We start from the raw sequence: 25370 nt of genomic DNA on the forward strand, positions 1-25370 counted from the left end.
AGATAAAATGAGTGAAGCGGGCAAGAAAGAACTTTTTTCATGGGTGAAATCAGCAGGCATTGCACTTATCCTGGTCGTCCTTATTCGGCAATTTCTATTTACACCTGTTATTGTATCTGGAGAATCGATGACACCGACATTTGAAAATGACAATATAATCGTGATTTCGAAAATCCATTCGATTAATCGTTTTGACATGGTTGTGTTTCATTCGCCGATTGCTGATGATAATCTTATCAAACGGGTGATTGGACTTCCTGGAGATCACGTCGTAATGGATAACGATAATTTGTATATAAATAAACGAAAATATACCGAAGACTATCTTTCTTCACATAAAGAGGAGATTTTCATCGGTGAAAGATTAACGGAGGATTTCGAAGTTGTTGTTCCCAAGGGAAAGTTATTTGTACTTGGAGATAATCGAAGGTATAGCAAAGATAGTCGGGAGCTTGGGTTTATCGATGAAAAACTGATCGTTGGGAAAGTGGCATTTCGGTTTTATCCTTTAACGGATATCGGCATACCAAAATAATCGAATCGATGGAGTATTGGTTATTCATTCGAGTCGATTGGGTATACTTTCACTAGATGCAATTATGTGAAGGAGTGATGGTAGTGTCGAATCAAGGAAAAAAGCCACAGCCTAAAGATAGCCTAGATGTGTTGAAAAACACGAAAATGAAGGGCGAAGAATTTTCACACGAAGAACGAATGACCAACGAAGTCGCTTCAACAGAGTATATGGGCGGCGGAAAAAAACGAGGTTCGTTGAAAGAAGACAAGCTGGAATCTGGTGGATTTTAAATATCGATAGCCTATTGCATATATGATATGCAATAGGCTTTTTTTGAATAAAAAAGAACAAGCTATGGGGAGCTTGTTCTTTTAGGATATTTAGAACATCGGGAATATGAACTTGATCAAGAACCAAAGGAATCCGAAAAAGATAATGATGTACGCAGCATATTTGATGAATGTAGCGCCGACAAGGCTATTGTCGGTTTTTTCTTCTCGTTTAACTTCGATATTCTTTTTTTCTTCCATTGTAAAACATCTCCTCAATGTCTATTGCTTATTTAATACCCCGCCGATTAATTTCATAAACAAATGAATTTCATTTGTTATGAATAATGAAAGTGGGGTATTGAAGTAGAGAGGCGATGCGACAGGAAACTTATGAAACTCATAAAAAAGTGAGTCCAGTTTGTTTCCTGTTTGTGTTTGCAAGTTTGAAAATGGAGGGAAATCGTATGTATGAAATTGTAAATGACTTTCCGAATGAATTATTTAAAACAGAGGCGAAACCATGTATTTCATTGTACCAACCTACATTTCGCCACGGACCTGAAAATCAGCAGAACACGATTCGATTTTCTAACCTTATGAAAGAAATTGAACAATCATTAAATCAGAAGTACTCGAAAAAAGAAGCAGAAACTTTATTAAAACCATTTGAAGCACTGTTGATGGATAAACCGTTTTGGGAACATGCCGGTGATGGAGTTGCGGTATTTGCTAACAGTGAAAAGTGTATCGTTTATCGACTTCAACGGTCTGTAAAAGAATTTGCTGTTGTTGCGGATAGCTTTCATATCAAACCGCTAATTCGGACATTCCAATCCGCAGACCGTTATCACTTATTGGGACTAAACAGAAAAGAATTTACATTATTTGAAGGAAATCGCTATGGATTTGAAGAGGTTGAGTTAGATCCAGAGCTCCCCCGTACAATTGAAGACGCGTTAGGAGAAGAGCTAACGGAATCTTACCTGAGCGTTGGAGCAGTTAGCGGATCTGGCGGCCAAGCAATGTTTCATGGTCATGGAAGTAAAAAAGATGAAATTGATAAAGACATTGAACGATTCTTCAGGTTCGTCGATCGAACTGTTTTAGAAAACTATTCAAAACCAACGAACTTACCGCTTTTTTTAGTCGCTTTGGATGAATATCATACGCCTTTCCAACGAATCAGTCATAATCCATTGTTGGAAAAAGAAGGCATTAAAATTGCTTACGATGCATTATCCATTAAACAATTAGAAGATAGTGCATGGGAAAAAATCGAACCGCAATTATTAGCAAAAACAAAAAAACTAGTTGACGAATTTGAAAATGCACGAGCAAATGACAAGGGCTCTGATGACATTGCTCAAATTGTACGTGTAGCGACGGAAAATCGGATAAGTAAGATTCTGATTGAAGCGGATCGGATCATTCCCGGCAGTTTGGACATAGAAACTGGCGATTTAGTGGATGGAAAGATTGCGAATCCTGAAGTTAATGATGTTCTTGACGATTTAGCAGAAATGGTATTTAACAATAGCGGAGAAGTTGTCGTTTTACCAAAAGAGCGAATGCCTTCAACTACGGGTGCCGCCGCGATATACAGGTATTAAGTAATAAACAATGGTCGGATTCTCATTAAGCGGGAATTCGACCTTTTTATTTACTGAGGTGAGGATATCCGTATATTTGGACATATATCCGAAGAAATCCAAACCATAAATGACGTCGCAATCAATAATAGTGTCATATCACTTCAGGAATGTGGTCTCAATCCATTAAAATGTCGTCGCAATCAATAATAATGTCATCTCAATTCAGGAATGTGATCGTTTCCGCACATTAAGGCATCGGCAAATAGTTGGCCCAATATACGAATCGATTCTAAATCCTCATCTTCTTCAGGATAAAGTTCTACTTTCACTGTATGCTCGAGTACAGTGGCGTTTGTTTTTTTAAATTGCTCTTTAAATAAATTAACCGCATTGCAAAAAAATGAATATGACCTATCACCGGACCCAAAAACACCGACGATTTTATTAGTTAAATCAACATTATCCAACTCGTTGTGAAAATCTTCAATCTCATAAGGCAAATTTCCGTCATCATACGTATACGTTCCGACTAGAATTCCGTCAAAATCCTGTAGATCATTTACCTCAATATTTTCATAACCGATATCCTTCGTCGTGATATCGAATCGCCCGTCATCCAATTGTGTTTTTAACAAATAAGCGATTTGTTCTGTATTTCCAGTCAAGCTTGTATGCAGAATCAGTATTTTTTTCATCACAACCACTCCTCATCGAAAGGATTCCTTTCAATTAGTATAAGTAGAAAAACGTTATAAATCCTTGATGCCAATCAAGAATATAAAATTTTTGAGTTCTTGCTATCTCTACATTCAGCTTGCGATATGGTAAATTAGAGACATCGTAAGTTGAAGGAGTTACATTCATGACTGATTTTTTTGAACGAAAAAAGATTGAACTTGGCATTGAATTAAATGACATACAAAAGAAAGCCGTATTGCAAACAGAAGGGCCGACACTTCTTTTGGCCTGTCCTGGTTCAGGAAAAACAACGACCATTATCATGCGAATCGGGTATTTGATTGAAGAGAAAAATGTGGATCCGAGACGCATTAAAGCCATCACATTCAGCCGCGCTTCTGCGGCAGATATGACGGAGCGGTTCGCGCGTTTTTTCCCGCAAAGTAAACGAGTCGATTTCTCGACGATTCATAGTCTCGCGTTACAAATTACGCGTCGTTATTTGGATAAGCAGAAATTGACGTATGAACTTATAGAAGGCAACAGAGAATCGCGTGCTGTTAATAAATTATTTTTACTGAAGAATATTTATAAGGAAGTGCTGAAAGAAGAGTGTACAGATGATCAATTTTCATCACTTTCTACATATATTAGTTACTTGAAAAATCGTATGATTCCAATGGATAAATGGAGCGAGTTAAAGGGACCGGTTGAGAAAGCCGGGGCCATTGCCCAGAAATATGAAAAGTTTAAAGCGAAACAACCGGGACATCTATTCTTGGACTTCGACGATATGTTAGTTATTGCGGAAGAGGCGCTTCGTGTAGACGATGAGCTGGCCGCACAGTTTCGAAATAAATACGATTATGTGCTAACGGATGAAAGCCAAGACACCTCGCTCGTACAACACCAGATTGTTGAGCATCTTGTAGCGCCTCACGGAAATCTTTGCGTGGTGGCGGACGATGACCAATCTATCTACACTTGGCGAGGCGCTGATCCTGATTATCTTTTAGAATTTAAAAAAGTTTATCCCGACGCAAAAGTTTTGATGATGGAAAGAAATTATCGTTCAACGAAAGAAATCGTGGAGACATCTGCTGAATTTATTAAAAGAAATAAGAATCGCTATCCGAAAGAAATGCATACTGAAAATCCATCTGCACAGCCGATTTCAGTGAAACAATTGGATGATCCAAAACGGCAACTTGAATATGTCACGTACGAATTATTGGGAGAGAAAGAACTCAATGATGTCGCCATCTTATTTCGAAATAATTCATCGTCGACGATGTTTGTGAGTGAACTGCATCGCAGAGGAATTCCTTTTTATATGAAAGATGCGGATGATAGGTTTTTCTCGCATTGGATTGTGGAGGATATATTGAATTTCATGCGTTTAAGTTTCAATACAGAACGGAAGGATATTTTCGCGAAAGTCATATTGAAAATGAATTTGTTTATTTCGCGAAGTATGGTGACCAAATTTGAAAATAGTAAAACGTCTGGGAATGTATTTGAAGCGTTTATTCGGAGTGTAGACTTAAGGAACGATCAAATAAAAAAACTCGAAGATTATAAAAAGGGTTATCAAGTAATCCCGGAGATGCGTCCAATGCGTGTTATTCAACTCATTCGAAACGACCTTGGATATGAAGCCGCCTTGAAAAGCAGAGCAGAAAAGTTTGGTTTTAGATTCGATAGTCTTCTGAGTATTCTCGATACGCTTGAAGGAATTGCTGCGCCGCTTCGAACGATGGTGGAATTTGCAAACCAATTAAAGGAACTGGAAACCGCAGTGCAAAATGCAAAATTCAATCCGCCTGAAAATGCAGTGACGTTATCGACATTTCACAGTTCCAAGGGACTTGAATTCAGACGCGTGTTCATGATTGATTTGGTGAAAGGCATTATTCCGTCGGAGGATGATGAGGGCAGCGAAGCCGCTATGGAAGAGGCTAGGAGGCTTTTTTATGTCGGCATGACGCGGGCAAAAGAACGCCTTGAACTTCTGACTTACCGAGAAGATAATGGGAAATCTGAAGAAGACTCCCGTTTTCTGTATGAAGTGCGAAGATTGTTACTAAAGCCAAAAGAATTGACCGTCGATACGAAATCGGTTCAAGTGTCGAATAAAATCAATTTCAAAGTTCCGGTTAACCCGAATGGAATTCAAACGAGCAAAGAACTGACTGTCGGAATGAAGGTCAAACATCGGGTATTTGGTCACGGAGAAATAAATGACCTAAAAGATCAGGAAATATCAATCCAGTTCAAGAAAATGGAAAAGCGATTTGATCTGGATACGATTTTGTCGCTAGGGCTTCTTGAAAAGGCCGCATTATGAAGACGTATATATGGATTGGAATTGCGGGAGCACTAGGTGCATTATTGCGGACCGGCATTGGAGTGCTAATCCCGCATGAAACTGGATTTCCGATTGCTACGTTTTCGGTTAATATGATTGGCACATTTTTATTGTGTTTTTTGGTTACAGGTGTTGTTCGAAAGATTAGCGCTGCCACACATTTTCAAGATGCCATCACAACTGGTTTTCTCGGTTCGTTCACGACGTTTTCAGCGTTGAGTATGGAGACTGTTCTGCTTATTGAAAATGGAGAGCTTGTCATGGGCGCTCTATACATTATCCTTAGCATCATTGGTGGACTTGCAGTTGGCTTGCTCGGATTTCATTTCGGTCAAAAGAAGGTGGCGGAATGAGTCTTCTTGATATGATGATGATTGGATTAGGCGGATTTCTAGGTGCTGTCACTCGGTATTTCATTTCCAAGAAGATGAATGAAATCGGGCGTTTTCCTTCAGGGACATTGCATGTGAATTTGGCAGGTTCTTTATTAATAGGTTTTGTTTTTGGTTCTGATTTGTCTCGAATTTGGACGCTGTTCTTGGCTTCTGGGCTAGCAGGGGCGTTGACGACGTTTTCTACGTTGATCAAAGAAATTATCGAGTTAAGGCGTAGGAGGAAAGGTAGTCAAGCGATTCTTTACGTTCTGATTACTTTTGGCGGCGGGATTATTCTTGCTGTGCTTGGATATTATTTAAGTTCCAACTAATCATAAACCGCTCTTCCTTCACATAAAAAACTAGTGACACATAATCGAAGGATGATGGATTGGGCCATGTTTGGTTTATTGGATTTATAGCTACTTTTTTCGGTGTAGGAATTGGTGGAGTCCTTTCGCATGTTATAAATGGATTTAAGAAGAGCTTGGGCACGGTTTATGCTGTATGTGCTGGATTGATTTTGGGCTTGATAAGTTTTGGGATTGCGCCGGAAGCGATCGAATTGGGGAATTGGATTGTATTGTCATCAGGATTTATCGTTGGTGTATTCTTATTTAGGTTTATTCATGCTATGTTGGAAATCCGACTTCACAAGCGGCCTGATTTGAAGAGTGGTTTACTGCTAACGGTCATTATCACGTTTCATAATTTTCCAATCGGTATAATTTTAGGAACGAACGTAGAATCAGACTTAAGTAGATCATTACTGCAAACGCTAATCTTGCACAATATTCCCGAAGGCATGGTCTTATTTACGTTATTGTTTATTACTGGATTTCGTCTATATCCTTATTTCTACTGTCTTTTATTGTTGCGGTACCAGTTGCTTTTGGGGCAATCATCGGAGAAATGCTTGGCACGCAAAACACCATTTTATGGGCATTCTTGATGAGTTTGACTGTTGGAACGATTTATATGGTGGCGGTGAAAGAAATTTTGCCGGAATCGATAAAACATTCTTCAAATGCCTATAGCCTCCTGGTCGCTATCATTTCATTTTTCTTGATCGGCGCTTATTTGCTTTATTTATAAGGATAGAAAAAGCCTTATGAATCTCACCTGTAATGGGTGAAATTCATAATGGCTTTTTTGTGTTTTTATAAATCTATCGGAAAAACCTTGCTGATTGTTTTGTCAGAATATGATTAAAGACATAATTTCGCCAAACTTTGGACAAAGAATCGAGACTGATTAGTCAATACTCTGGCATATAAACTTCATAGTTAGTGCATATATACAATGTAAAATTAGGTGTGTATTGAAAAAATATCATTTATTTATTATTGAGAAATACTATTGTCAGCGATGTTTAAAAGGAGTGAATGCGACATGGATCCTCTCATATTAGCAAGAATTCAATTTGCTTCTACAACATTATTTCACTATATTTTCGTTCCGATGTCGATTGGTCTAGCATTAACCATTGCGATCATGCAAACAATATATTATCGGACGGGTAATGAGCAGTATAGAAAGTTAACGAAATTTTTCGGGACGCTGTTTCTCATCAATTTCGCGGTTGGTGTAGTGACCGGAATCTTGCAGGAATTCCAATTCGGCATGAACTGGTCAACGTATTCCCGATTCGTTGGTGATGTTTTCGGTCCATCACTAGCGATCGAAGGATTGCTCGCTTTCTTTATGGAGTCAACGTTCATCGGATTATGGGTATTCGGATGGAATCGATTACCGAAGCGAATTCATTTACTATCAATTTGGCTCGTTCTATTTGGAACGGTCCTATCCGCGTTTTGGATATTAACAGCAAATTCATTCATGCATCACCCGGTCGGATTCGAGTTCTTTGAAGGCCGCGCACAAATGAATGATTTCTTTGCATTATTAAAAAATCCGCAATTATGGGTGCAATTCCCGCATGTCTTATTTTCAGCGTTCGCAACGGGTGCTTTTTTCGTAGCGGGTGTTAGTGCGTGGAAAATCCGCAAGAAACAACAAATAGATATGTTCAAAAAGTCTTTTCGCATTTCAATTGTGATCGCAACGCTATCAACTGTTGTCGTTCTTCTCGTCGGTCATCAACAAGCGCTTCATTTGATGACGGCGCAACCTATGAAAATGGCAGCTGCAGAAGCGTTATGGGAAGACAGCACGGACCCTGCACCGTTTACAGTCGTGGCTAAAATAAACCCTGAGGAGAAAACGACGACAAATGAAATACAAATTCCGTATATGTTAAGTATTTTGTCGTTCAATAAATTTAGCGGACAAGTTGAAGGGATGAATACAATCCAAGCCCATTATGAAGAAAAATACGGACCCGGAAACTACATTCCACCTGTTCGTACAGTCTTTTGGAGTTTCCGCACAATGGTCTTCACCGGCACAATTATGGTTCTCCTTGGAGCATACGGTTGGTATATATCGCGCAAAAACAAACTCGAGACAAAACCATTATTTATGAAAGTCATGGTGTTTGCTATCTCGTTACCATTTATTGCGAACTCAGTCGGTTGGCTAATGACAGAAATGGGGCGTCAGCCTTGGGTCGTCTTCGGCGTGATGAAAACAGAGGATTCCGTATCTCCAAATGTAACAGCAGGACAAGTGCTGTTTTCTCTGATTTCATTTTCAACGTTGTATGCGATTTTGGCTGGGGTGGCGATTTATTTATTCGTCAGAACAATTAAGAAAGATGCCAGTCAAGAAGAAGCCGCCCAGGTTGCTTCGGTTGATCCATTCGATAAGGAGGATGTCGAGATTGCAACTAAGTGAGTTATGGTTTTTACTGATTGCTTTTATGTTCACATTATTTTTTGTCCTAGAAGGATTCGATTTCGGCGTTGGAACAGTTGCAAGATTTCTAGGGTGGGATGATTATGAAAAGCGCGTTTATCTAAATTCTATCGGCCCTTTCTGGGATGCCAATGAAGTATGGCTCATCTCGGCAGGGGCTGCGATGTTTGCGGCTTTTCCGCATTGGTATGCAACGTTTTTCAGCGGTTTTTATATCGCTTTTGTCTTTATGCTGCTCGCGTTAATTTTACGAGGGGTGGCTTTCGAGTTTAGAGGGAAGGTCGATAACCCCCTATGGAAAAAGGTGTGGGATGGAGCGCTATTCTTCGGAAGTGTAGTTCCTCCATTCCTTTGGGGCGTGGCATTGACGAATTTCATGACAGGGGTTCCCATTGATGAAAATAAAGAAATGCTTGGCGGGTTTTTACAGTTGCTCCATCCATTTGCATTACTCGGCGGCGTGATGTTTACGCTGCTTTGTATCGTTCATGGGTTGCAATTCATTACGCTTCGTACAGTAGGGGAGTTGCAACAGCGTGCGCGTGTGGCCTCAGCCAAATTCACACCTGTGGCATTAATATCTTTACTGGTTTTTGCGGCAATCGGACTTTGGAAAACGGATATATTCACAGCACATGGACCCGGTTGGATCGCACTTCCAGTTTTGGCTTGGGGGGCGTTACTTCTCTCAGGTGTTTTTAATAAACAACAAAGAAACGGTCTGTCTTTCTTAATGACAACAATCACAATCATTGCATTAACAGCAAGTGTATTTATTGGACTGTTCCCTCGCGTCATGATTAGTACGCTCGGAGCAGCGAATGATTTAACAGTCTACAATGCTTCTTCTGGTGACTATTCGCTAAAAGTGATGAGCTATATATCGTTAACGCTTATACCATTCGTATTAGCTTACCAAGGATGGAGCTATTACGTATTTCGTGAACGCCTTAAGGGTAAGGACCAGTTGGAATACTGATGGAGAGAAAAAAAGGACTTCCATCCTATCCTGGTAGCCGTTCACTTTACGTGTTGTTAACGATATTCATTGTAATCGAAGCGAGCGCGATCATCCTTCAAGCAATCTTTCTTGCACGGAGTGTCACGTTTTTATTCCAAGGGTCGGCTGTTTCTGCAATCGTGCAAGAGTTATTGCTATTTATGTTGTTTTTCGTGATGCGTCACGTTCTGTCGCATGTTCAACAACTGCTCGCGGAACGTTTCGCGGTTCGGACGACAAAAGCATTGCGTGAACAACTGACCAGCGCATATTTTAAACTCGGTCCGCGATTTGCGCAAGTCAACGGGACAGGTAGACTCGTCACGCTCGCAATTGAAGGCATTGACCAAATAAAAACTTACTTGGAAATAACAATACCGCGGATGATTCGAACATTTATTATCCCGGCGGTTTTAGCGATTTATATATTCACCCTCGATAAAACCTCATCCGTCATTTTAATTGCGACAGTTCCCATTATCATCATATTCATGATTTTACTCGGAATGGCCGCGCAGAAAACGGCGGATGCTCAATATAAGACGTATCGTGTTTTATCGAATCATTTTATCGATACGTTAAAGGGGTTAGAAACATTAACCTATTTAGGAAAGAGCGAGGAGCACGAAGGGAAAATCGCAAGTGTCAGTAAAAGATATCGCAAAGCAACGATGAAAACACTGCGCATTGCATTTCTATCTTCCTTTGCGCTCGATTTCTTTACGAGTTTGTCCATCGCTTTTGTCGCAGTCAGTCTCGGTTTTCGTCTCATTGAAGGAGCGGCGATGCTGTTGCCTGCTTTAACGATACTCGTTTTGGCACCTGAATATTTTTTGCCGATCCGGCAAGTTGGAACAGATTATCATGCGACGTTAGATGGACAAATTGCATTAGAGCAAGTCGAGGCGATTATTCAAGAACAAGAATTTACAGAGAAACCCGTCATTCAATCTGCCATTGAATGGGGGCCAACAAGTAAGATTGTATTTCACGAATTAACGGTTAATAAAGACGACGAAAATGAACCGATTTTAAACAGCCTGCATTTTTCATGGGAAGGAAACGGAATCATTGGGATTGTAGGAGAATCTGGCGCCGGAAAGTCAACATTCATCGATATTATTGCAGGTTTCTTGCAGCCTGCAAGTGGAACGATTGAAGTGAATGAAGAGCAAACGACTTCGCTCATGCGACCGGATTGGACAACGCAGATTGCTTATATCCCGCAACATCCTTATATTTTCCCGACTTCCATTAAAGAAAATATTCGCTTTTACGAACCGACTGCAACTGAGGAAGAAGTCAAACGGGTTATTGAAGAGGTCGGACTCGACTCGCTTATCTCTCAGTTGCCCAATAAGTTGGATGAACAAATCGGTGAAGGCGGGCGACCATTAAGTGGCGGTCAAGAACAACGAATTGCCATGGCGCGCGCATTATTAAGTAAGCGTCCGATTATAATTCTCGATGAACCGACTGCCCACCTTGACATCGAAACAGAATATAAACTTAAACAATCGATGCTTCGTCTTTTTGAAGGCAAGCTAGTCTTTCTTGCGACTCACCGTATTCATTGGATGAAAGAAATGGATCATCTAATTGTATTGAAAAATGGACATCTCGTTGCTAACGGTACTCATAAAGAACTGCTGAACCGTGAACATTCGTATAAAGAACTAATTAGACATAATACGGGAAGGGGAGGAGCGCTGTGAATACTTGGATTAGACCTTATGTGAAAGAGCATAAGGGACGCATGTTGCTTACAGTATTGCTTGGTGTTCTCGGCATTGGATCGAGTGCAATGTTGTTGTTCCTATCAGGCTATTTAATCTCGAGATCAGCGCTTCGCCCCGAAAATATTATGATTGTATACGTTCCCATCGTCGCGGTTCGCGCATTTAGTATTAGTCAAGCAGTCATGCGGTACTTAGAACGTTTAGTTGGCCATGACGTCATTTTACGAGTGCTAGAGAAAATGCGCACGCGGCTTTATGGTGTGTTACGACCACAGGCTATATTTTTCCAATCTCGCTATAAAACAGGCGATTTATTAAGCGTGTTGTCGGAGGACATTGAGCATCTGCAAGATTTTTATTTAAGAACTGTTTTTCCGAGCGTATTGTCGCTGTTTATTTACGGTGTATTCATCGGTGTACTAGGTTTATTTGATTGGGTTTTTGCAGTTCTGATGGCGCTTGTGTTAGCTGTCATCGTGTTTTTCATTCCATTTATTTCTTTGAAGGTGACGCGTCGTAAATTTATTGCATTAAAAAAAGGACGCAAGAAATTATATGAACAATTAACAGATGCTGTCTTCGGTTTATCTGATTGGATTGCGAGCGGGAGAGTTGCGTCGTTTTTAACAAATTATAAAAATGATGAACATGACTTGCTAGAAACTGAAAAGAAACTGAAGCGTTGGCAACATATTCGAAGCGGGATGATTCAATTTTGTATCGGAATCGCTGTCATGATAATGATCAGTTGGACTGGAAATCAGGTGAATGCAGGACAGCTAGAGCCGACTCTGATTGCTGCATTCACATTGATGATGTTGGCGATTACGGATGCACTATCACCTACTTCTGAAGCCGTTGAACGACTCCCGGCTTATGAAGATTCTTTACGACGGTTAACGGAAATTGAAAATGCGGAAATTCCAGCCGAAGCACGATTTAAAAATGTGCAAGATTTGAGGCAGGATGGTGGAGTTGCAATTGAACTCAGAAATGTATCTTATCGTTATCCTGAAAGCAGTGAAAACGTCATTCACAACCTTTCGCTAACTGTAGATGCTGGGAAGAAAATTGCGGTCTTAGGTCGAAGCGGAACGGGGAAATCAACATTATTAAAACTATTAACCGGAGCCCTTCAACCGACAACAGGAAATGTTTTAATCGCTGGTGAACAAGCAAATCAAAATCTGCTTGCAACATCGATTTCAATCTTGAATCAAAAATCGCATCTTTTCAATACGACGGTTGAAAATAATATTCGCATTGGACGACCTGAAGCAACCGATACAGAAGTTGCTTCAGTCGTGGGTCAAGCCCAATTAACGAAGTTAGTAGCTTCCATTCCCTTGGGACTTCAAACCCCGATGGAAGAAATGGGGCACCGGTTTTCAGGCGGCGAGCGACAACGAATTGCATTTGCTCGCGTCCTTTTACAACAAACCCCGATTATTATTTTCGATGAACCAACAATCGGTCTTGATCCGAAAACAGAAAACGACCTTCTGCAAACGATGTTCACCGCATCAAAAGAAAAAACAGTCATTTGGGTGACGCATCATTTAGCGGGAGTTGAACAGATGGATGAAATCATCTTTCTAGAAGACGGGAATATTGCCCTGCAAGGAAATCACGAAGAGTTGCTTGCCACATCTTCAAAATACCGTGCTTTGTATGAAATGGATAGAGGCGAATAAAAAGGAGTGTTAAATGAGTAGAAATCATCTCATTTAACACTCTTTTTACCTGAAAATAATAAAGTGTGCGATTATCACGATAATTGGTAGTGTAATAATTGTACGTTGGATGAAAATGACGAATAAATCTAAGAAACTGACCGGAATATTTGAACGCAGGATCAAGATTCCGATTTCAGACATGTATACGAGTTGCGTTAATGATAGGGCCGCGACAATGAACTTGGTTAATTCGCTTTCAAGCCCGCTTCCGATGACCGCGGGCAAGAACATATCCGCAAAACCGACGAGCATAGTAGGGGCTGCGTCCGCTGCTTCAGGAATGCGCATCCATTCAAGAAGCGGAACAATCGGGTAGGACATAATCTGGAATACAGGCGTGAATTCAGCGAGAATAAGTGCAATAGCGCCTAAGCTCATGACGAGCGGGATAAGCCCGAGCCAAATGTCTAGTACGGTTTCAACGCCGTCTTGTAAAAGCCTTTTCGGACTTTTTCCTTTGTTTGCTGTTTCAAGCGCTTGTTGCCAGCCCCATTGTAATGCAGATACCCCTTCTGGGATGATTTCATCGATTTGCTGTCCGACGGGTTCGTAATAGGTATCAGCCTTTCGCGATAGTGGGGGAATACGCGGCATAATAATAGCTGCCACAATACTAGCGACTGAAACTGTTAAATAAAACGGAATAAATAGATGACCGATCCCGATCACTTGTGCAATGACAAGAGAGAAGGCGACAGATGCGATTGAAAAAGTTGTTGCAATGACGGCAGCTTCACGTTTCGTGTAGTATCCTTGATCGTATTGTTTCATTGTCACAAGCACGCCAACTGTTCCCGCTCCCATCCATGAAGCCATCGTATCAATTGATGAACGACCTGGCAGCGTGAATAGGGGACGCATGACTTTTTGCAACAGCGAGCCGACGAATTCCATTAATCCGAATTCCACGAGAAGCGGCAATAAGATTCCTGCAAATAAAAACCACGTAAGGAGGACGGGCGCTAAATCATAGAGCACAACACCGCCTGTATTTCTGGATGAAATAAATTCTGGTCCGATACTGTAAAATGCCATGACCCCTACTAAGAATCCAATAACGCGCATCGTGATCCCGAAAGGACCTGTGTAAAAAACAGACTTGAAGAATGGTTGATTCATAATGAACTTCGGCTTTAATAGGACTGCGTATAAAGTGAAGAAAACAGTCACACCTAACATAATAACTAGAAACGCGGGTATTTGATTTTCAAATGTTGTAAGCAGAGATGATGCGAGCACGCCGATCCCGATTGTAATTTCCCCATTAACTTTAATCGGAACGAGAAATAGCAACACACCTAGTAATGATGGAATAAGAAACTTCCATACGTTTAAGCTTTTGACTTTTACCGTTTCTGTGCCTTTTACTGTCGTCATTTAATTTCCCCCTTTAGTTTCCATATGTCTGTAAGACCTTTTCAAGAACGTCTAATCCGTCATCAATTTGGCTTTTTGAAACCGTTAGCGGAGGAATCATACGGATCACTTCCCCAGAGTTTCCGCATAAATAGAAGAGCACGCCGCCTTCGAGACAACCATCCAAGACTTCCATTACAGCTTTCCCGTCCGGTTCGCCAGTTTCAGGATTTCCGAGCTCTATGCCAATCATGAGGCCGACGCCACGTACTTCTCGAATGATTGGATAATTTTCTTGCATGGTGCGCAAGCGTTTCATTGCATATTCGCCCATTTTAGTTGCATTTTGCAGTAAGTTTTCTTCTTTCATCACTTCAAGTGAAGCGAGTGCCGCAGAGCAAGCAATCGGATTGCCGCCGAAAGTTGTCCCGTGTGAACCGAGCGGCCACTGATCCATCAATTCTTTGGAAGCAATCGTTGCGCTTAATGGAAGCCCAGCCGCAATCCCTTTTGCCACTGCCATAATATCTGGCGCCACATCAAAGGTTTGTGCCGCGAACCAATTGCCGGTCCGTCCAAACCCGGTTTGAACTTCATCGAAGATGAGTAAAATGCCGTGGCGGTCGCAAATCTCGCGAATCTTTTTCAACCATGCCTTCGGAGGAATAATATAGCCGCCTTCACCGAGTACAGGTTCGATAATCATGCAAGCGACTTCCTCGGGCGATACTTGATGATTAAAAAGTTTTTTTACATCTCGTTCCAGTTTTTCAGGAAAGAAAACCTCAGGATCCGCGCCTTCTGGTAAATCTTCAGGAAGGGCATACGGCAATTGATAGGTTAGCCAAGTCGGTTGTAGATGTTTCCGATAAGCACTTTTTGAGGTTGTGACACTTAACGCACCAATGGATCGACCGTGAAAACAACCCGTGAACGACACGACATAAGGGCGTTTTGTCGTATATTTTGCAAGTTTCAGCGCACCTTCAATCGCTTCAGTTCCACTATTGGCGAAAAAGAAGTTATCTAGTTTAGGCGGCAATATTTTTTGCAGTTCGGCTGCTAACTTTAAAATTGACTCATAGATGATAACGCCAGAAGGGCCGTGTATGAGATGATCTGCGCTATCTTTAATTGCTTGAACGACTTTCGGGTGACGGTGGCCGACATTTTCCACTGCGATACCTGATGTGAAATCTAAATATTTCTTTCCATCGACGCCATAGTAATAACACCCTTCGGCTTTCAAGACAGGCAAGTTCGGATGATCTTTTGCCATGCTCGGCGCTAAGTAATTTCCGATATGATCGACCATGTGAATCCAGTCATTTTTTTCTTCTATTTGCTTTGTCATTGATAAATCCCCCTTAATTTTCTTCCCCGTATTTTTGCAGTTTTCGGACGACAGTGGGTTGGCTGATGCCTAGATATTTTGCGATTTCTGTCGTGGTTCGATAACGTTCTTGTGCATTGATCAAGACTTCTTTTTCGACTCGTTCTAATATGATTGGAAGAGAGCTACCTTCTAATTCTATGTTGTAACTTCCGTGTTCTGCAGGCAGTCGGTATTCAATCGGCAAATCGTCCATTGTTATTATAGGGGACGTGCTTTGAACAACGAGTCGTTCAATCACATTCATCAGTTCGTGATGATTGTCAAACCAATTTAAATCTAGTAAATGATGGTATACATCATCACGTAATGAGCACTCCTTCTTATGTTTCAATGAAAATTGCTGTAAATAACTAGTTATTAAATAGCTTAAATCTTGTTTTCGCTCGCGAAGCGGCTTTAATTCAATTGGAACAATTTGAAGCATGTAAAATAAGTCTTTTTGAAATGATGGAATTTCATTCAAATGAACTTCTGATGAACTAATGACACGGACATCGAGGGGCATCTCTTCAGTCGCGTATAAAGGCGAATATTTTTTCTCTTGAAGAACCCGGGCTAGAATCGCTTGCAGATGCGGGGCAAGCTTATCAACGCCCTTCAAGAAAAGCGTTCCTTTGTGGGCGAGTGATAACATGCCGATTTTTTCATTCTTGATGCCCAGTAATTTCTGTTCAAATAAAGCCTCAGGGATCGTCTCGCAATCGACAGTGATGAAAGAACGGTCGCTTCTCGGGCTATCTTTATGGATATGTTTTGCCAACGTCGTTTTTCCGGTACCGTGTTCACCGTAAATTACGACGGAAACATCGAGCGGGGCGGCTTTCCCGGCGCTTTCATACGCACGGCGCGTTGAACGGTTCTCAACAACTAACCCATCAATCTTCAGATTTTTCTTCCTTAGTAAGACGAGTTCTTCTTTCGCTATCCTCATTTCATGTTCAAGTTCTTTTAAATAATCTTGAATAATGAGCAGCTCAGAAACTTCGTAAGAATAACTAATGACATATTCGATTTCATGTGATTCATTGAAGACTGGAATCCCCGTAATGAGCACTTTTTGTCCACCGGGAGTAGCCTGGACAAGGACGACTTTCTTTTGTTTTTCTAGTACAAGCGGTGTTATCGCAGGAGAAAATATACCTTCTTTTTCTAATTCGTAAACAGACCTGCCAAGTAATTGAATAGGGTCGATATCATAATGTTTACCACTAATTTTTGAAGCTTTAACGATAATTCCTTTACGATTCGTAACAATGATATCTTCTTCTGTTGTATCGATAATTTCTTGTTCTGAATTCGGGTGCAAATAAAAACCAGTCACACAATCGCCCCTATCTAATTCAAAAGTGAATTATTATTCTAATTTGAATAAACTATACATTACTGAATACCAGAATGCAATCACGATTTTAAAATATTTCTAAAATTAAAATGAAGGTGGGTTTATATGAATTTGCTAATTTAACTGTTACTATAAAGGATATAATTTACATGTTTAAAAGGATGAAACTGATGAAAAACAACGGACAACGACGAGTGACAACAAGATGGAAAGGTAAGTCAGGTTTCTCGACACTCATCGCGCTTATAGCAGTTGGGGTATTTATGTTTTTCTCACTTGATGAAGAGCCTGATGTAGATAGGACAGGTTTTATTCCAGTGGAGTTGGTGAGGACGATCGACGGCGATACGATTAAAATTCTATATAACGGGAAAGAACAAAATTTGCGTTATTTATTAATCGATACGCCCGAATTAAACCACAAACAACAAGGAAAACAACCATTCTCGGAAGAAGCGGCAAAGCGGAATGACGAACTGCTAAAGAGCGGGAAACTGGAAATTGAATTTGATATCGGGGAACGAGAGGACAAGTACGGGCGATTGCTTGCGTATGTGTACATAGACGGGCAAAGTGTTCAGCAGAAACTCGTCGAAGAAGGATTAGCGCGGGTTGCTTACATTTATCCACCGAACACAAAACATCTCGATCCGTATAAAGCCGCTGAAAAGAAAGCGCAAAATACGGGAATCGGCATTTGGTCGATCGAGGATTATGTAACGAATCGCGGGTTTAATAATTGAAGTTTCCTTGTTGACTTCTATTAAAAACGTGATATTATTCAAATCATAACATTTTGCGTGAAGTGTAATTTTTTAAAACTTAAATAGATTAATATGAGAGATGGTTTAGTAGTCATATTGTGAGCAGCAACGAGAGACTGAACAGTGCGTTTTGTGGTCTTCAAAACGCTAGGTGGTGAAAGTTCAGGCAGCAACATGTATGAAGTACGCCGTCCGATATTCTCAGGTGATTATGAAGTGGATTGTCAGCTAGCTGCTGACGAATCAATTAGGGTGGTACCGCGGAGAACTCCTTCGTCCCTTTTAAAGGGATTGAAGGGGTTTTTTTGCTTCTAAAATTATTGATGGTAGAGAGAGGTTTTCATGATGTTTCGAATAAAGTCAGTTATATCACCTACATTTATAGAAGCTGTCATCATAGTGGCAGCGATTGTTGCAATGATTAGTGTAAGTATCATTAAATTCGGTGCGGTTCCGCATTTGCCGATTTTATTTTCTATCTTATTATTAATTTGTTATGGACTTGTTAAAAATGTTTCGTACAAGAAGCTTGAACGCGGTTTAGTAGATGGCGCGGGTGCAGGGATGGCTGCTGTCTTTCTATTTTTCTTTATCGGTATTTTAGTAAGTAGCTGGATAATGAGCGGGACGATTCCAACGCTGATTTATGCGGGATTCACGTTGATTACCCCGAATTTTTTCTTTGCCATAGTTTTTATTGTTACAGCGATTGTAGGGATTTCAATCGGGAGTTCATTGACGACGGTCGCGACAGTAGGGGTTGCTTTTATTGGCATGGCGACTGTGCTTGATTTATCACTCGCAATCACGGCAGGGGCGATTGTTTCTGGTGCATTTTTCGGTGATAAAATGTCGCCGCTCTCGGATACGACAAATTTGGCTTCTTCAATTGTCGATGTTGATTTGTTTGAACATATTCGAAATATGGGATGGACGACCGTTCCGGCATTTGTTTTGTCGCTGATTTTCTTTGGCCTATTATCACCAGGTGTTACGTTGACTGAGGTTGATAAAATTACTGTATTCCAAGAAGGCTTGTTGGAAACGGGGATGATTCATTGGTATACGATCATTCCATTAATGGTTTTATTCGTACTAACAATCATGAAAATACCGGCGCTTATGACATTGGCGGTCAGTTCCGCAAGTGCGGTTGCGATTACATTTTTCCATCATAGTTATGGTGCGGCAGATGTTTTCAACATTCTTTTCAGCGGTTATGTTTCAACGACTGGAATTGAAGATATTGATGCGCTCCTGACGCGTGGCGGCATGGAAAGCATGATGTTTACTGTGGGCCTAGTGCTCTTGGCGCTTAGTATGGGGGGCTTATTGTTTACGTTAGGTATTGTGCAATGCTTGCTTGCGAAAATTGAAAGTCTGTTGCGGAAAGTGTCATCTGTCATTGCTGCATCAGCGTTAACCGCAATCGGCATTAACGTGTTGATCGGAGAACAGTATTTATCGATTTTATTAACAGGGCAAGCTTTTCAATCGCAATATGAAAAGGTTGGGCTTGCCAATAAGAATTTAAGTCGTGTGATGGAGGACGCGGGGACGGTTGTGAATCCATTAGTGCCTTGGAGCGTTTGTGGTATATTTATAACGAAGATGTTGGGGGTCGCGACACTCGCATACTTGCCGTTTGCATTCTTTTGTCTGCTATCCCCGATTTTGACTGTGTTGTTCGGATATATGGGAAAGACATTAACGTACGGAGAAGCTGAAGAAAACACTATCGTTTAATTGGAATGGGAAGGTATAGCTGTGTTAGATTCTTTTATTTATCCTTAAAGAATCCCTATTAAGGATAATTAATAACGGAGTAATAATGAGATAAACACCAATTATAACAAAATAAAATAATCCTATATAATAACCCGCCAAGTTATATCGCTCTATTATAGGTGGGAGAATTTTGTTAATCGAAAAATAAGAGATACTATAAGCATCTACAATAAACAAGGAAGAAACAACAAAAACAATGCTATATATTATTGAAATGACTAATATACTTTTAATTAAATCATTCGGGTATGCTTTTTTAATATACTGAGCAACTATTATTGAAAAAAAGAAACCCAAGACGATAATCATATATTTATAGTAAATAACTACATCCATATAAGGGATACCGCCCCATGAATGAAGTCTAACCTTTAGAACATAAAAACAAATCAAAAACAATGCTAGAGATGAAAGGAAAGAAATTATTGTGAAAGATAATCCTATTACAAATCCGGTCAACAATTTTTTCAATAATTTACCTCCTCATTTTCATTGATATCGCTATTTTTTTTCGACAATGTAATTTATTATATTATAGTTGAATCAATTGAATGTTACGCGACGGAATGCGGGTTTAATCATTAGGATTTATCAAATTGTAATTTAAGGAGGAAATGATATGAAGAAAACACCATTGTTTAATTGGGATGGAAGAACGGATCATGAAACCGATTGGAATCAGTATCGATACCATCAGATTATAGGTGAAGAAGCCGATTGTGTGCTGATCGGTTTTGAGTGTGATGAAGGGGTAAGGCGTAATAATGGGCGTGTTGGCGCATCGGAAGCACCGAATGCATTACGGGCGGCCCTTTCGAATATGGCGTGGCGACTTCCAGAAGGCAAGCAGCTGGCCGACGCTGGAAATGTTGTCTGCGAAGGAGAACAGTTGGAAGAAGCGCAACAGGAACTCGGTTCAGTTGTGAAGACGAATTTGGACGATAGTAGAACACCGATTATTCTCGGTGGCGGGCATGAAACGTTTTATGGTCATTATCTTGGTGCCCGCGGTTTCCTAGGCAAGGATAAGAAGCTGGGAATCATTAATATTGATGCGCATTTCGATATGAGACCGTATGATGAGCAGCCTTCTTCGGGCACAATGTTTCGCCAAATTCTGGAGAATGATGCAGATGCGGGCTATCTCGTTCTGGGAATTCAACGTTATGGAAATACGGAGAGTTTATTCCAAAAGGCGGACGAGCTTGGTTGTAAATATATTTATGAAGATGAACTGACTGATGAGAACATGAAAGCGGCAGTGGATGCATTTATCGCGAATCATGATGCAATTATTCTAACGCTATGCATGGATGTTCTAGAAGCGGACGCGGCACCCGGTGTGAGTGCGCCGTCTCCATTTGGATTGCATCCGAAAGTCGTTCGGTCAATCATTCGAAAAGTAACGTCGAATTCAAAAACGTTATCATTTGATATAGCTGAAGTGAATCCATCGCTTGACCCTGATGGAAGAACCGTGAAATTAGGGGCAGCTTTTGTGAATGAAGCGATCATGGGTTTCCATAAATAAAATTTAAAATGCCTGTGCAATGTATGATTAACTATCATTTGTTTGCACAGGCATTTTTATGTACTTTACATATTCAGTACGGTATATTTTGATAACGTGGATAACAGTTGTCTATATTGTGGATAGAGGTGATTTAATTGAAAATGAAAACAGGCGTTGAACAAGCAGTCTATGCTATTCTTCTACTAAATATATTGCCCGATAAAGCCGTACTTCCAGGTGAAGCAATCAGTCAACAGCTAGGGACTTCACCTTCGTACTCTCAGAAGTTATTGAGAAGGTTAGTCAATGCGGATTTGATTTCTTCTGTTCCAGGGATAAAAGGCGGTTTTAAATTGCATAAAAAACCAGAAGACATTCGGATTTATGATATTTATCTAGCGATAGAAGGGCATCAATCACTTTATTCCCCGAGCGGCATACTCGATGACATGCTTGACTTGGAAGAAGAAGATCAATGTTGCTTATTAACAGATTTAATGGACGAGGCCGAGGATGCTTGGAAAACCGTGTTAAAGCGTGAAACGATTGCCTCATTATCGGATGAAATTCAAGCAGATCGTTTTCAAGAACAAGTGACTGCATTACAGGAATTGATTCGTGAAAAAATGGTTTTATAAAAGAGATTAGCTATCAAGTGGAGAGAAGTGTGTAAAATGATAAAAGAGTTAGATCGTATCAATCAATTGGCTAAAAAACAGCGTGAAGAAGGTTTGACCAATGCTGAAAAGGTCGAACAACAAGTGTTGCGAGAAGATTATCTACGTCAAATTCGCGGGCAAGTGCTTGATACATTTTCTGGTTTGACAGTAATCGATCCATTAGGAAATGATGTAACACCAGATAAAGTGCGTGATTTCAAAAAGGAAGGAAGTTAAGTATATGAAACTTAGTGTATTAGACCAAGCACCGATAACAAAAGGAAATACTGCGCCAGATGCTTTGAAAAAAGCGGAGGAATTGGCCATTTTGGCAGATGAATTAGGCTATACGAGAATGTGGATGGCGGAGCATCACGGAACGAATACTTTCGCCAGCTCAGCGCCTGAAGTGACAGCTGCCCATTTAGCGGCGAAAACGAAGAACCTGCGAATCGGAACGGGCGGCGTCATGATGATGCACTACTCACCGTTGAAATTGGCAGAAGTATTTAAAACGTTGAGCGCGTTTTCTCCGGGTCGCATTGATTTCGGCGTGGGGCGGGCACCAGGCGGCGATAATCATTCTATTTACGCACTATCCGAAGGACGCCAGCCGATGACACACAATATGTACGAGAAATTTGAACTCGCACTGCAATTAATAAACGATGAGGTGCCGGAAGATAATTTGTACAATAAAACCATCGCGACACCTGCCCAAGTTGTGTTGCCTGAAGCCTGGCTGTTAGGGTCAACCGGGAATAGCGCAATTCAAGCAGGGCGCATGGGTGTAGGGTATTCATTTGCGGAGTTTTTCATGGGCGGCATGACAACAGAAATTTTGGAAGCTTATAGAAAGAACTTTGAACCGACCGTGTTTATGGAAAAACCAGAAATTAAAGTGACCTATATGGTAACAACTGCTGAAACTTCTGAAGAGGCTGAGTATGAAGCATTGCCGCAAGATATTTGGCGTTTATTGTTTACGAAAGGACGTATCGGTCAGCTGCTGTCGCCCGAAGAGGCTGCAAACTTTCAATTAACTGAAATGGATCGCATGACGATTCAACAAAATCGCAGCATTCACATCGTAGGTTCGGCAAAAGAAGTGGCAACCAAATTACGAGAAGAGCAGGCGTATTACGGTTTCGATGAGGCAATGATTTGCAGCATTCCGCATTCTCAGGAAAAGCGATTAGAGGTTTATCGTTTGTTGGCGAGAGAATTGTTATAACACGAATCGGGTACAGGAAAATTTCAAATGCGTTGAAAAATATCCCTATCATTCGGATTGCAATCGAACGATAGGGCTATTTTTGATATTCTTTATAACAATTTATTAGTTCTCTCCCATATGGCGATGATGTCCGCGCATTTCATCATTATGTCCGCTCAATCTTGTGATACGCCTGATTATGTGCGCGCACTCACTAAAGATGTACTCTCAAAATTCATCGGAGGCTACGAATTCCTCTCTCGTTTCTATATTCCGCGCAATCCGCTTTGAAATATTTAAATGGCTAGGTCATTCTACTCTTTTCTTAAAAGTTTTTTCAAAGTGTAATATAAAACCAGATATATTCCTGTGTAAATTAGCGCCCAGATAACGAATGGAGATAAAATGAAAAATAACTCCAACTAAACATCCCTTCTCGTTGTAATCGCGACCATATCATTTATTTTAACCTAAATTCTTCTTTGTAATTAGTAACCTCTTTCAGCGCATTTTCCTCAATAGGAATCCGAACCGATAACATCCATATATTTAATAGCGAGAAAACAATTGCTGTGAAATACGCACTGAAAATTAACGGAAGAACGAGTAATTCCGTCGCGACGATCACGTAATTTGGATGACGTATAAATTTATAAGGACCTTTTTTCACGACATCTACACCGGGTAAAATAATAATTTTCGTATTCCAAAACTTGCCCAAAGAAGTTAGGCACCAGACCCTGGCTAATTGCGCAATCAAGAATAAAGAAAGAAGCGGGATCCAAAGAAGTGAAAGAGGCCTGTCTATTACTAGCACTTCTATAACTAGCGAAATGAAAAATGCCATATGCATTGCGACCATGATCGGATAGTGTCCCGCACCAGCTTCAAATGCACCTTGGCTTCGCATCCATTTTTCATTTCTTTTAGCAATCATTAGTTCGATAAGCCGTTGTATAATGACAATGGCAATGATGATGTAAAATAGCATCCTGACTTCACCTCATTCCCATTTCAATAAAAGAAGTTCCCCGCAAAAACCTGGTCCAAGAGCTGCCATTAACCCATAGTCGCCAGTATCCGGTTTATTCTCCATGAATCGTTCAAGGACATACAGAATTGTCGGTGATGACATGTTTCCATTCTCCCGTAAGATATCTCTTGAAATATCCGTCTTAGTCGAATCGAACCCGAGCGCAGATTCATAAGCTTCCAATACTTTTTTACCGCCGGGATGCGCAACGAAATGGGCAATATCCTTTTTCGTCAATTCATTAACATCTAGAAATTCATGCACAAACGGTCCCAGCCACTTCTTAATTATGCTTGGAATACTTTTAGAGAAGATTACATGCAGACCGCTGTTTTTCACATCCCAGCCCATGACATCTTCCGAATCGGGCATGAACTTTGAAGAAGTTGCAATTACTTTTGGCATTGGTTGACTCGCCTTGATATTTGAATAATCTCCCGCGACCAATGCACAGGCTACGCCGTCAGAAAATAAGGATGCTCCGACAAGATTGCTCTTCGAATAATCATCTTTCTGAAACGTCAAGCTGCATAATTCTACGGATAAAACGAGTACATTTGCAGTGGGGTAGGCTAGACAATATTCATAAGCTCTGCTGATTCCGGCAGCGCCACCTGCACAGCCAAGTCCCCAAATAGGAATGCGCTTTGTATCGTCGCGAAAGGGTAATAGATTCATAATCCTTGCTTCAATGCTCGGCGTTGAAATGCCGCTGCTGGATATGAAGAAAATAGCATCTATTTCAGATGCGTGGACTGGCCGGTTCAGCGTATTTTCTCCTTCTAAACAGGACTCTACGGCCTGAACTCCATAATTAACGGCATGTTTTATATAAAGCGAATTGCGTTCTTCAAAATCATGTTCTTTCTCAAACCATTCTAGTGGCATGCATATATTCCGAGTCTCGATATCACCATTATCAAAAACTTTTAAGAGTCTTTCAATATTGGAAAACTTTTCGCTAAATAATGCACGTGTTAATTCGGCCGCTTGATGTTGCTGTATTTCATGAGGCGGTTTAAAGGTGCTAACAGAAAGAATTTTAGGCATAGGTCCCTCCGTAGATAATTATTTGGTGTTATTTAACAATTCTAAACTCAAGAGCATAGGCGTGTCCAATGATGAAAGGATTTCTTTCATGTAAAATAAATCATTGTGTTAGGAGAGATTTATCTAGCGGTAAAATTGAGCATGCTTGTTATGATTGTAT

The 25370-nt window shown here is 40.6% G+C and carries 26 protein-coding genes; 18 read left to right on the plus strand and 8 right to left on the minus strand.

What is annotated here, in order from left to right:
* Positions 1-7 precede the first annotated feature (7 nt).
* Both lepB and G8782_RS12960 read left to right on the plus strand, forming a co-directional pair.
* Positions 8-535 carry a signal peptidase I gene (gene lepB, locus G8782_RS12955; protein WP_172371854.1) on the plus strand — a complete coding sequence of 176 codons (528 nt, stop codon included), beginning with the start codon at positions 8-10 and terminating at the stop codon, positions 533-535.
* 83 nt (positions 536-618) lie between these two features.
* On the plus strand, positions 619-807 hold the full coding sequence (locus tag G8782_RS12960; protein ID WP_172371856.1) for a hypothetical protein: 189 nt from the start codon (positions 619-621) through the stop codon (positions 805-807).
* A gap of 90 nt (positions 808-897) precedes the next feature.
* On the opposite strand, the gene G8782_RS12965 is transcribed toward G8782_RS12960, so the two are convergent.
* On the minus strand, positions 898-1047 hold the full coding sequence (locus G8782_RS12965; protein WP_172371858.1) for a hypothetical protein: 150 nt from the start codon (positions 1045-1047) through the stop codon (positions 898-900).
* 206 nt (positions 1048-1253) lie between these two features.
* Between G8782_RS12965 and G8782_RS12970 the strand changes: the two genes are divergently transcribed.
* Positions 1254-2399, plus strand: a complete 1146-nt coding sequence (locus tag G8782_RS12970) for a baeRF3 domain-containing protein (RefSeq protein ID WP_172371860.1) — start codon at positions 1254-1256, stop codon at positions 2397-2399.
* A gap of 194 nt (positions 2400-2593) precedes the next feature.
* On the opposite strand, the gene G8782_RS12975 is transcribed toward G8782_RS12970, so the two are convergent.
* Positions 2594-3076 carry a flavodoxin domain-containing protein gene (locus G8782_RS12975; RefSeq protein WP_172371862.1) on the minus strand — a complete coding sequence of 161 codons (483 nt, stop codon included), beginning with the start codon at positions 3074-3076 and terminating at the stop codon, positions 2594-2596.
* 167 nt (positions 3077-3243) lie between these two features.
* Here G8782_RS12975 and G8782_RS12980 point away from each other — a divergent pair, with 167 nt between their 5' ends.
* The 9 genes from G8782_RS12980 to cydC all read left to right on the plus strand — a co-directional run bounded on the left by G8782_RS12980 (position 3244) and on the right by cydC (position 13051).
* Positions 3244-5406, plus strand: a complete 2163-nt coding sequence (locus G8782_RS12980) for an ATP-dependent helicase (protein ID WP_172371864.1) — start codon at positions 3244-3246, stop codon at positions 5404-5406.
* Complete coding sequence (locus tag G8782_RS12985; RefSeq protein WP_172371866.1) at positions 5403-5780, plus strand: fluoride efflux transporter FluC; 378 nt, start codon at positions 5403-5405, stop codon at positions 5778-5780. The genes G8782_RS12980 and G8782_RS12985 overlap by 4 nt, the downstream gene beginning before the upstream one ends.
* The gene (gene crcB / locus G8782_RS12990) at positions 5777-6133 is read left to right on the plus strand and encodes a fluoride efflux transporter CrcB (protein WP_172371868.1); all 357 of its coding nucleotides are present in this window, start codon (positions 5777-5779) and stop codon (positions 6131-6133) included. The genes G8782_RS12985 and crcB overlap by 4 nt, the downstream gene beginning before the upstream one ends.
* A gap of 59 nt (positions 6134-6192) precedes the next feature.
* Positions 6193-6753, plus strand: a complete 561-nt coding sequence (locus G8782_RS12995) for a ZIP family metal transporter (protein ID WP_246231679.1) — start codon at positions 6193-6195, stop codon at positions 6751-6753.
* Positions 6753-6896: a hypothetical protein gene (locus G8782_RS18530; RefSeq protein WP_246231680.1), complete on the plus strand. Its 144-nt coding sequence runs from the start codon at positions 6753-6755 to the stop codon at positions 6894-6896. Before G8782_RS12995 ends, G8782_RS18530 begins: the two co-directional genes overlap by 1 nt.
* 297 nt (positions 6897-7193) lie before the next feature.
* Positions 7194-8597: a cytochrome ubiquinol oxidase subunit I gene (locus tag G8782_RS13000; RefSeq protein ID WP_172371870.1), complete on the plus strand. Its 1404-nt coding sequence runs from the start codon at positions 7194-7196 to the stop codon at positions 8595-8597.
* Positions 8575-9597, plus strand: coding sequence for a cytochrome d ubiquinol oxidase subunit II (gene cydB / locus G8782_RS13005; RefSeq protein ID WP_172371872.1), 1023 nt, complete (start codon positions 8575-8577; stop codon positions 9595-9597). Before G8782_RS13000 ends, cydB begins: the two co-directional genes overlap by 23 nt.
* Positions 9597-11333, plus strand: a complete 1737-nt coding sequence (cydD, locus tag G8782_RS13010) for a thiol reductant ABC exporter subunit CydD (RefSeq protein ID WP_172371882.1) — start codon at positions 9597-9599, stop codon at positions 11331-11333. Before cydB ends, cydD begins: the two co-directional genes overlap by 1 nt.
* The gene (gene cydC, locus G8782_RS13015; RefSeq protein WP_172371897.1) at positions 11330-13051 is read left to right on the plus strand and encodes a thiol reductant ABC exporter subunit CydC; all 1722 of its coding nucleotides are present in this window, start codon (positions 11330-11332) and stop codon (positions 13049-13051) included. Before cydD ends, cydC begins: the two co-directional genes overlap by 4 nt.
* 45 nt (positions 13052-13096) lie before the next feature.
* On the opposite strand, the gene G8782_RS13020 is transcribed toward cydC, so the two are convergent.
* From G8782_RS13020 to G8782_RS13030, 3 genes are read right to left on the minus strand one after another with little or no spacing between them, the layout of a single operon-like run.
* Positions 13097-14470, minus strand: coding sequence for a YjiH family protein (locus tag G8782_RS13020; protein WP_172371899.1), 1374 nt, complete (start codon positions 14468-14470; stop codon positions 13097-13099).
* A 13-nt stretch (positions 14471-14483) separates the two neighbouring features.
* Entirely contained in the window at positions 14484-15803 is a 1320-nt protein-coding gene (locus tag G8782_RS13025) for an aspartate aminotransferase family protein (RefSeq protein ID WP_172371901.1), read from the minus strand.
* A gap of 13 nt (positions 15804-15816) precedes the next feature.
* Positions 15817-17166 (minus strand): sigma 54-interacting transcriptional regulator, encoded by a 1350-nt coding sequence (locus tag G8782_RS13030; protein ID WP_172371909.1) that lies wholly within the window; start codon positions 17164-17166, stop codon positions 15817-15819.
* Between the two features lie 191 nt (positions 17167-17357).
* On the opposite strand from G8782_RS13030, the gene G8782_RS13035 reads away from it, so the two are divergent.
* Both G8782_RS13035 and nhaC read left to right on the plus strand, forming a co-directional pair.
* Positions 17358-17930, plus strand: a complete 573-nt coding sequence (locus G8782_RS13035) for a thermonuclease family protein (protein ID WP_246231681.1) — start codon at positions 17358-17360, stop codon at positions 17928-17930.
* Between the two features lie 366 nt (positions 17931-18296).
* Positions 18297-19697, plus strand: coding sequence for a Na+/H+ antiporter NhaC (gene nhaC / locus G8782_RS13040; RefSeq protein ID WP_172371912.1), 1401 nt, complete (start codon positions 18297-18299; stop codon positions 19695-19697).
* Positions 19698-19721: 24 nt separating this feature from the next.
* Here nhaC and G8782_RS13045 read toward each other — a convergent pair whose 3' ends face one another.
* Positions 19722-20210, minus strand: coding sequence for a hypothetical protein (locus tag G8782_RS13045; RefSeq protein ID WP_172371914.1), 489 nt, complete (start codon positions 20208-20210; stop codon positions 19722-19724).
* A gap of 148 nt (positions 20211-20358) precedes the next feature.
* On the opposite strand from G8782_RS13045, the gene hutG reads away from it, so the two are divergent.
* From hutG to G8782_RS13065, 4 genes are all read left to right on the plus strand, one after another.
* On the plus strand, positions 20359-21270 hold the full coding sequence (gene hutG, locus G8782_RS13050; protein ID WP_172371916.1) for a formimidoylglutamase: 912 nt from the start codon (positions 20359-20361) through the stop codon (positions 21268-21270).
* A gap of 137 nt (positions 21271-21407) precedes the next feature.
* Positions 21408-21890: an RrF2 family transcriptional regulator gene (locus G8782_RS13055; RefSeq protein WP_172371918.1), complete on the plus strand. Its 483-nt coding sequence runs from the start codon at positions 21408-21410 to the stop codon at positions 21888-21890.
* Positions 21891-21926: 36 nt separating this feature from the next.
* Positions 21927-22148 carry a DUF896 domain-containing protein gene (locus G8782_RS13060; protein ID WP_172371920.1) on the plus strand — a complete coding sequence of 74 codons (222 nt, stop codon included), beginning with the start codon at positions 21927-21929 and terminating at the stop codon, positions 22146-22148.
* Positions 22149-22152: 4 nt separating this feature from the next.
* Positions 22153-23145 (plus strand): LLM class flavin-dependent oxidoreductase, encoded by a 993-nt coding sequence (locus tag G8782_RS13065; RefSeq protein WP_172371922.1) that lies wholly within the window; start codon positions 22153-22155, stop codon positions 23143-23145.
* Between the two features lie 442 nt (positions 23146-23587).
* On the opposite strand, the gene G8782_RS13070 is transcribed toward G8782_RS13065, so the two are convergent.
* Both G8782_RS13070 and G8782_RS13075 read right to left on the minus strand, forming a co-directional pair.
* Positions 23588-24118, minus strand: a complete 531-nt coding sequence (locus G8782_RS13070; protein ID WP_172371924.1) for an isoprenylcysteine carboxyl methyltransferase family protein — start codon at positions 24116-24118, stop codon at positions 23588-23590.
* A 12-nt stretch (positions 24119-24130) separates the two neighbouring features.
* Complete coding sequence (locus G8782_RS13075; RefSeq protein WP_172371926.1) at positions 24131-25210, minus strand: type III polyketide synthase; 1080 nt, start codon at positions 25208-25210, stop codon at positions 24131-24133.
* Positions 25211-25370: the final 160 nt, after the last annotated feature.

The organism is Sporosarcina jiandibaonis, from assembly GCF_013184495.1.
Lineage (GTDB): Bacteria > Bacillota > Bacilli > Bacillales_A > Planococcaceae > Sporosarcina > Sporosarcina jiandibaonis.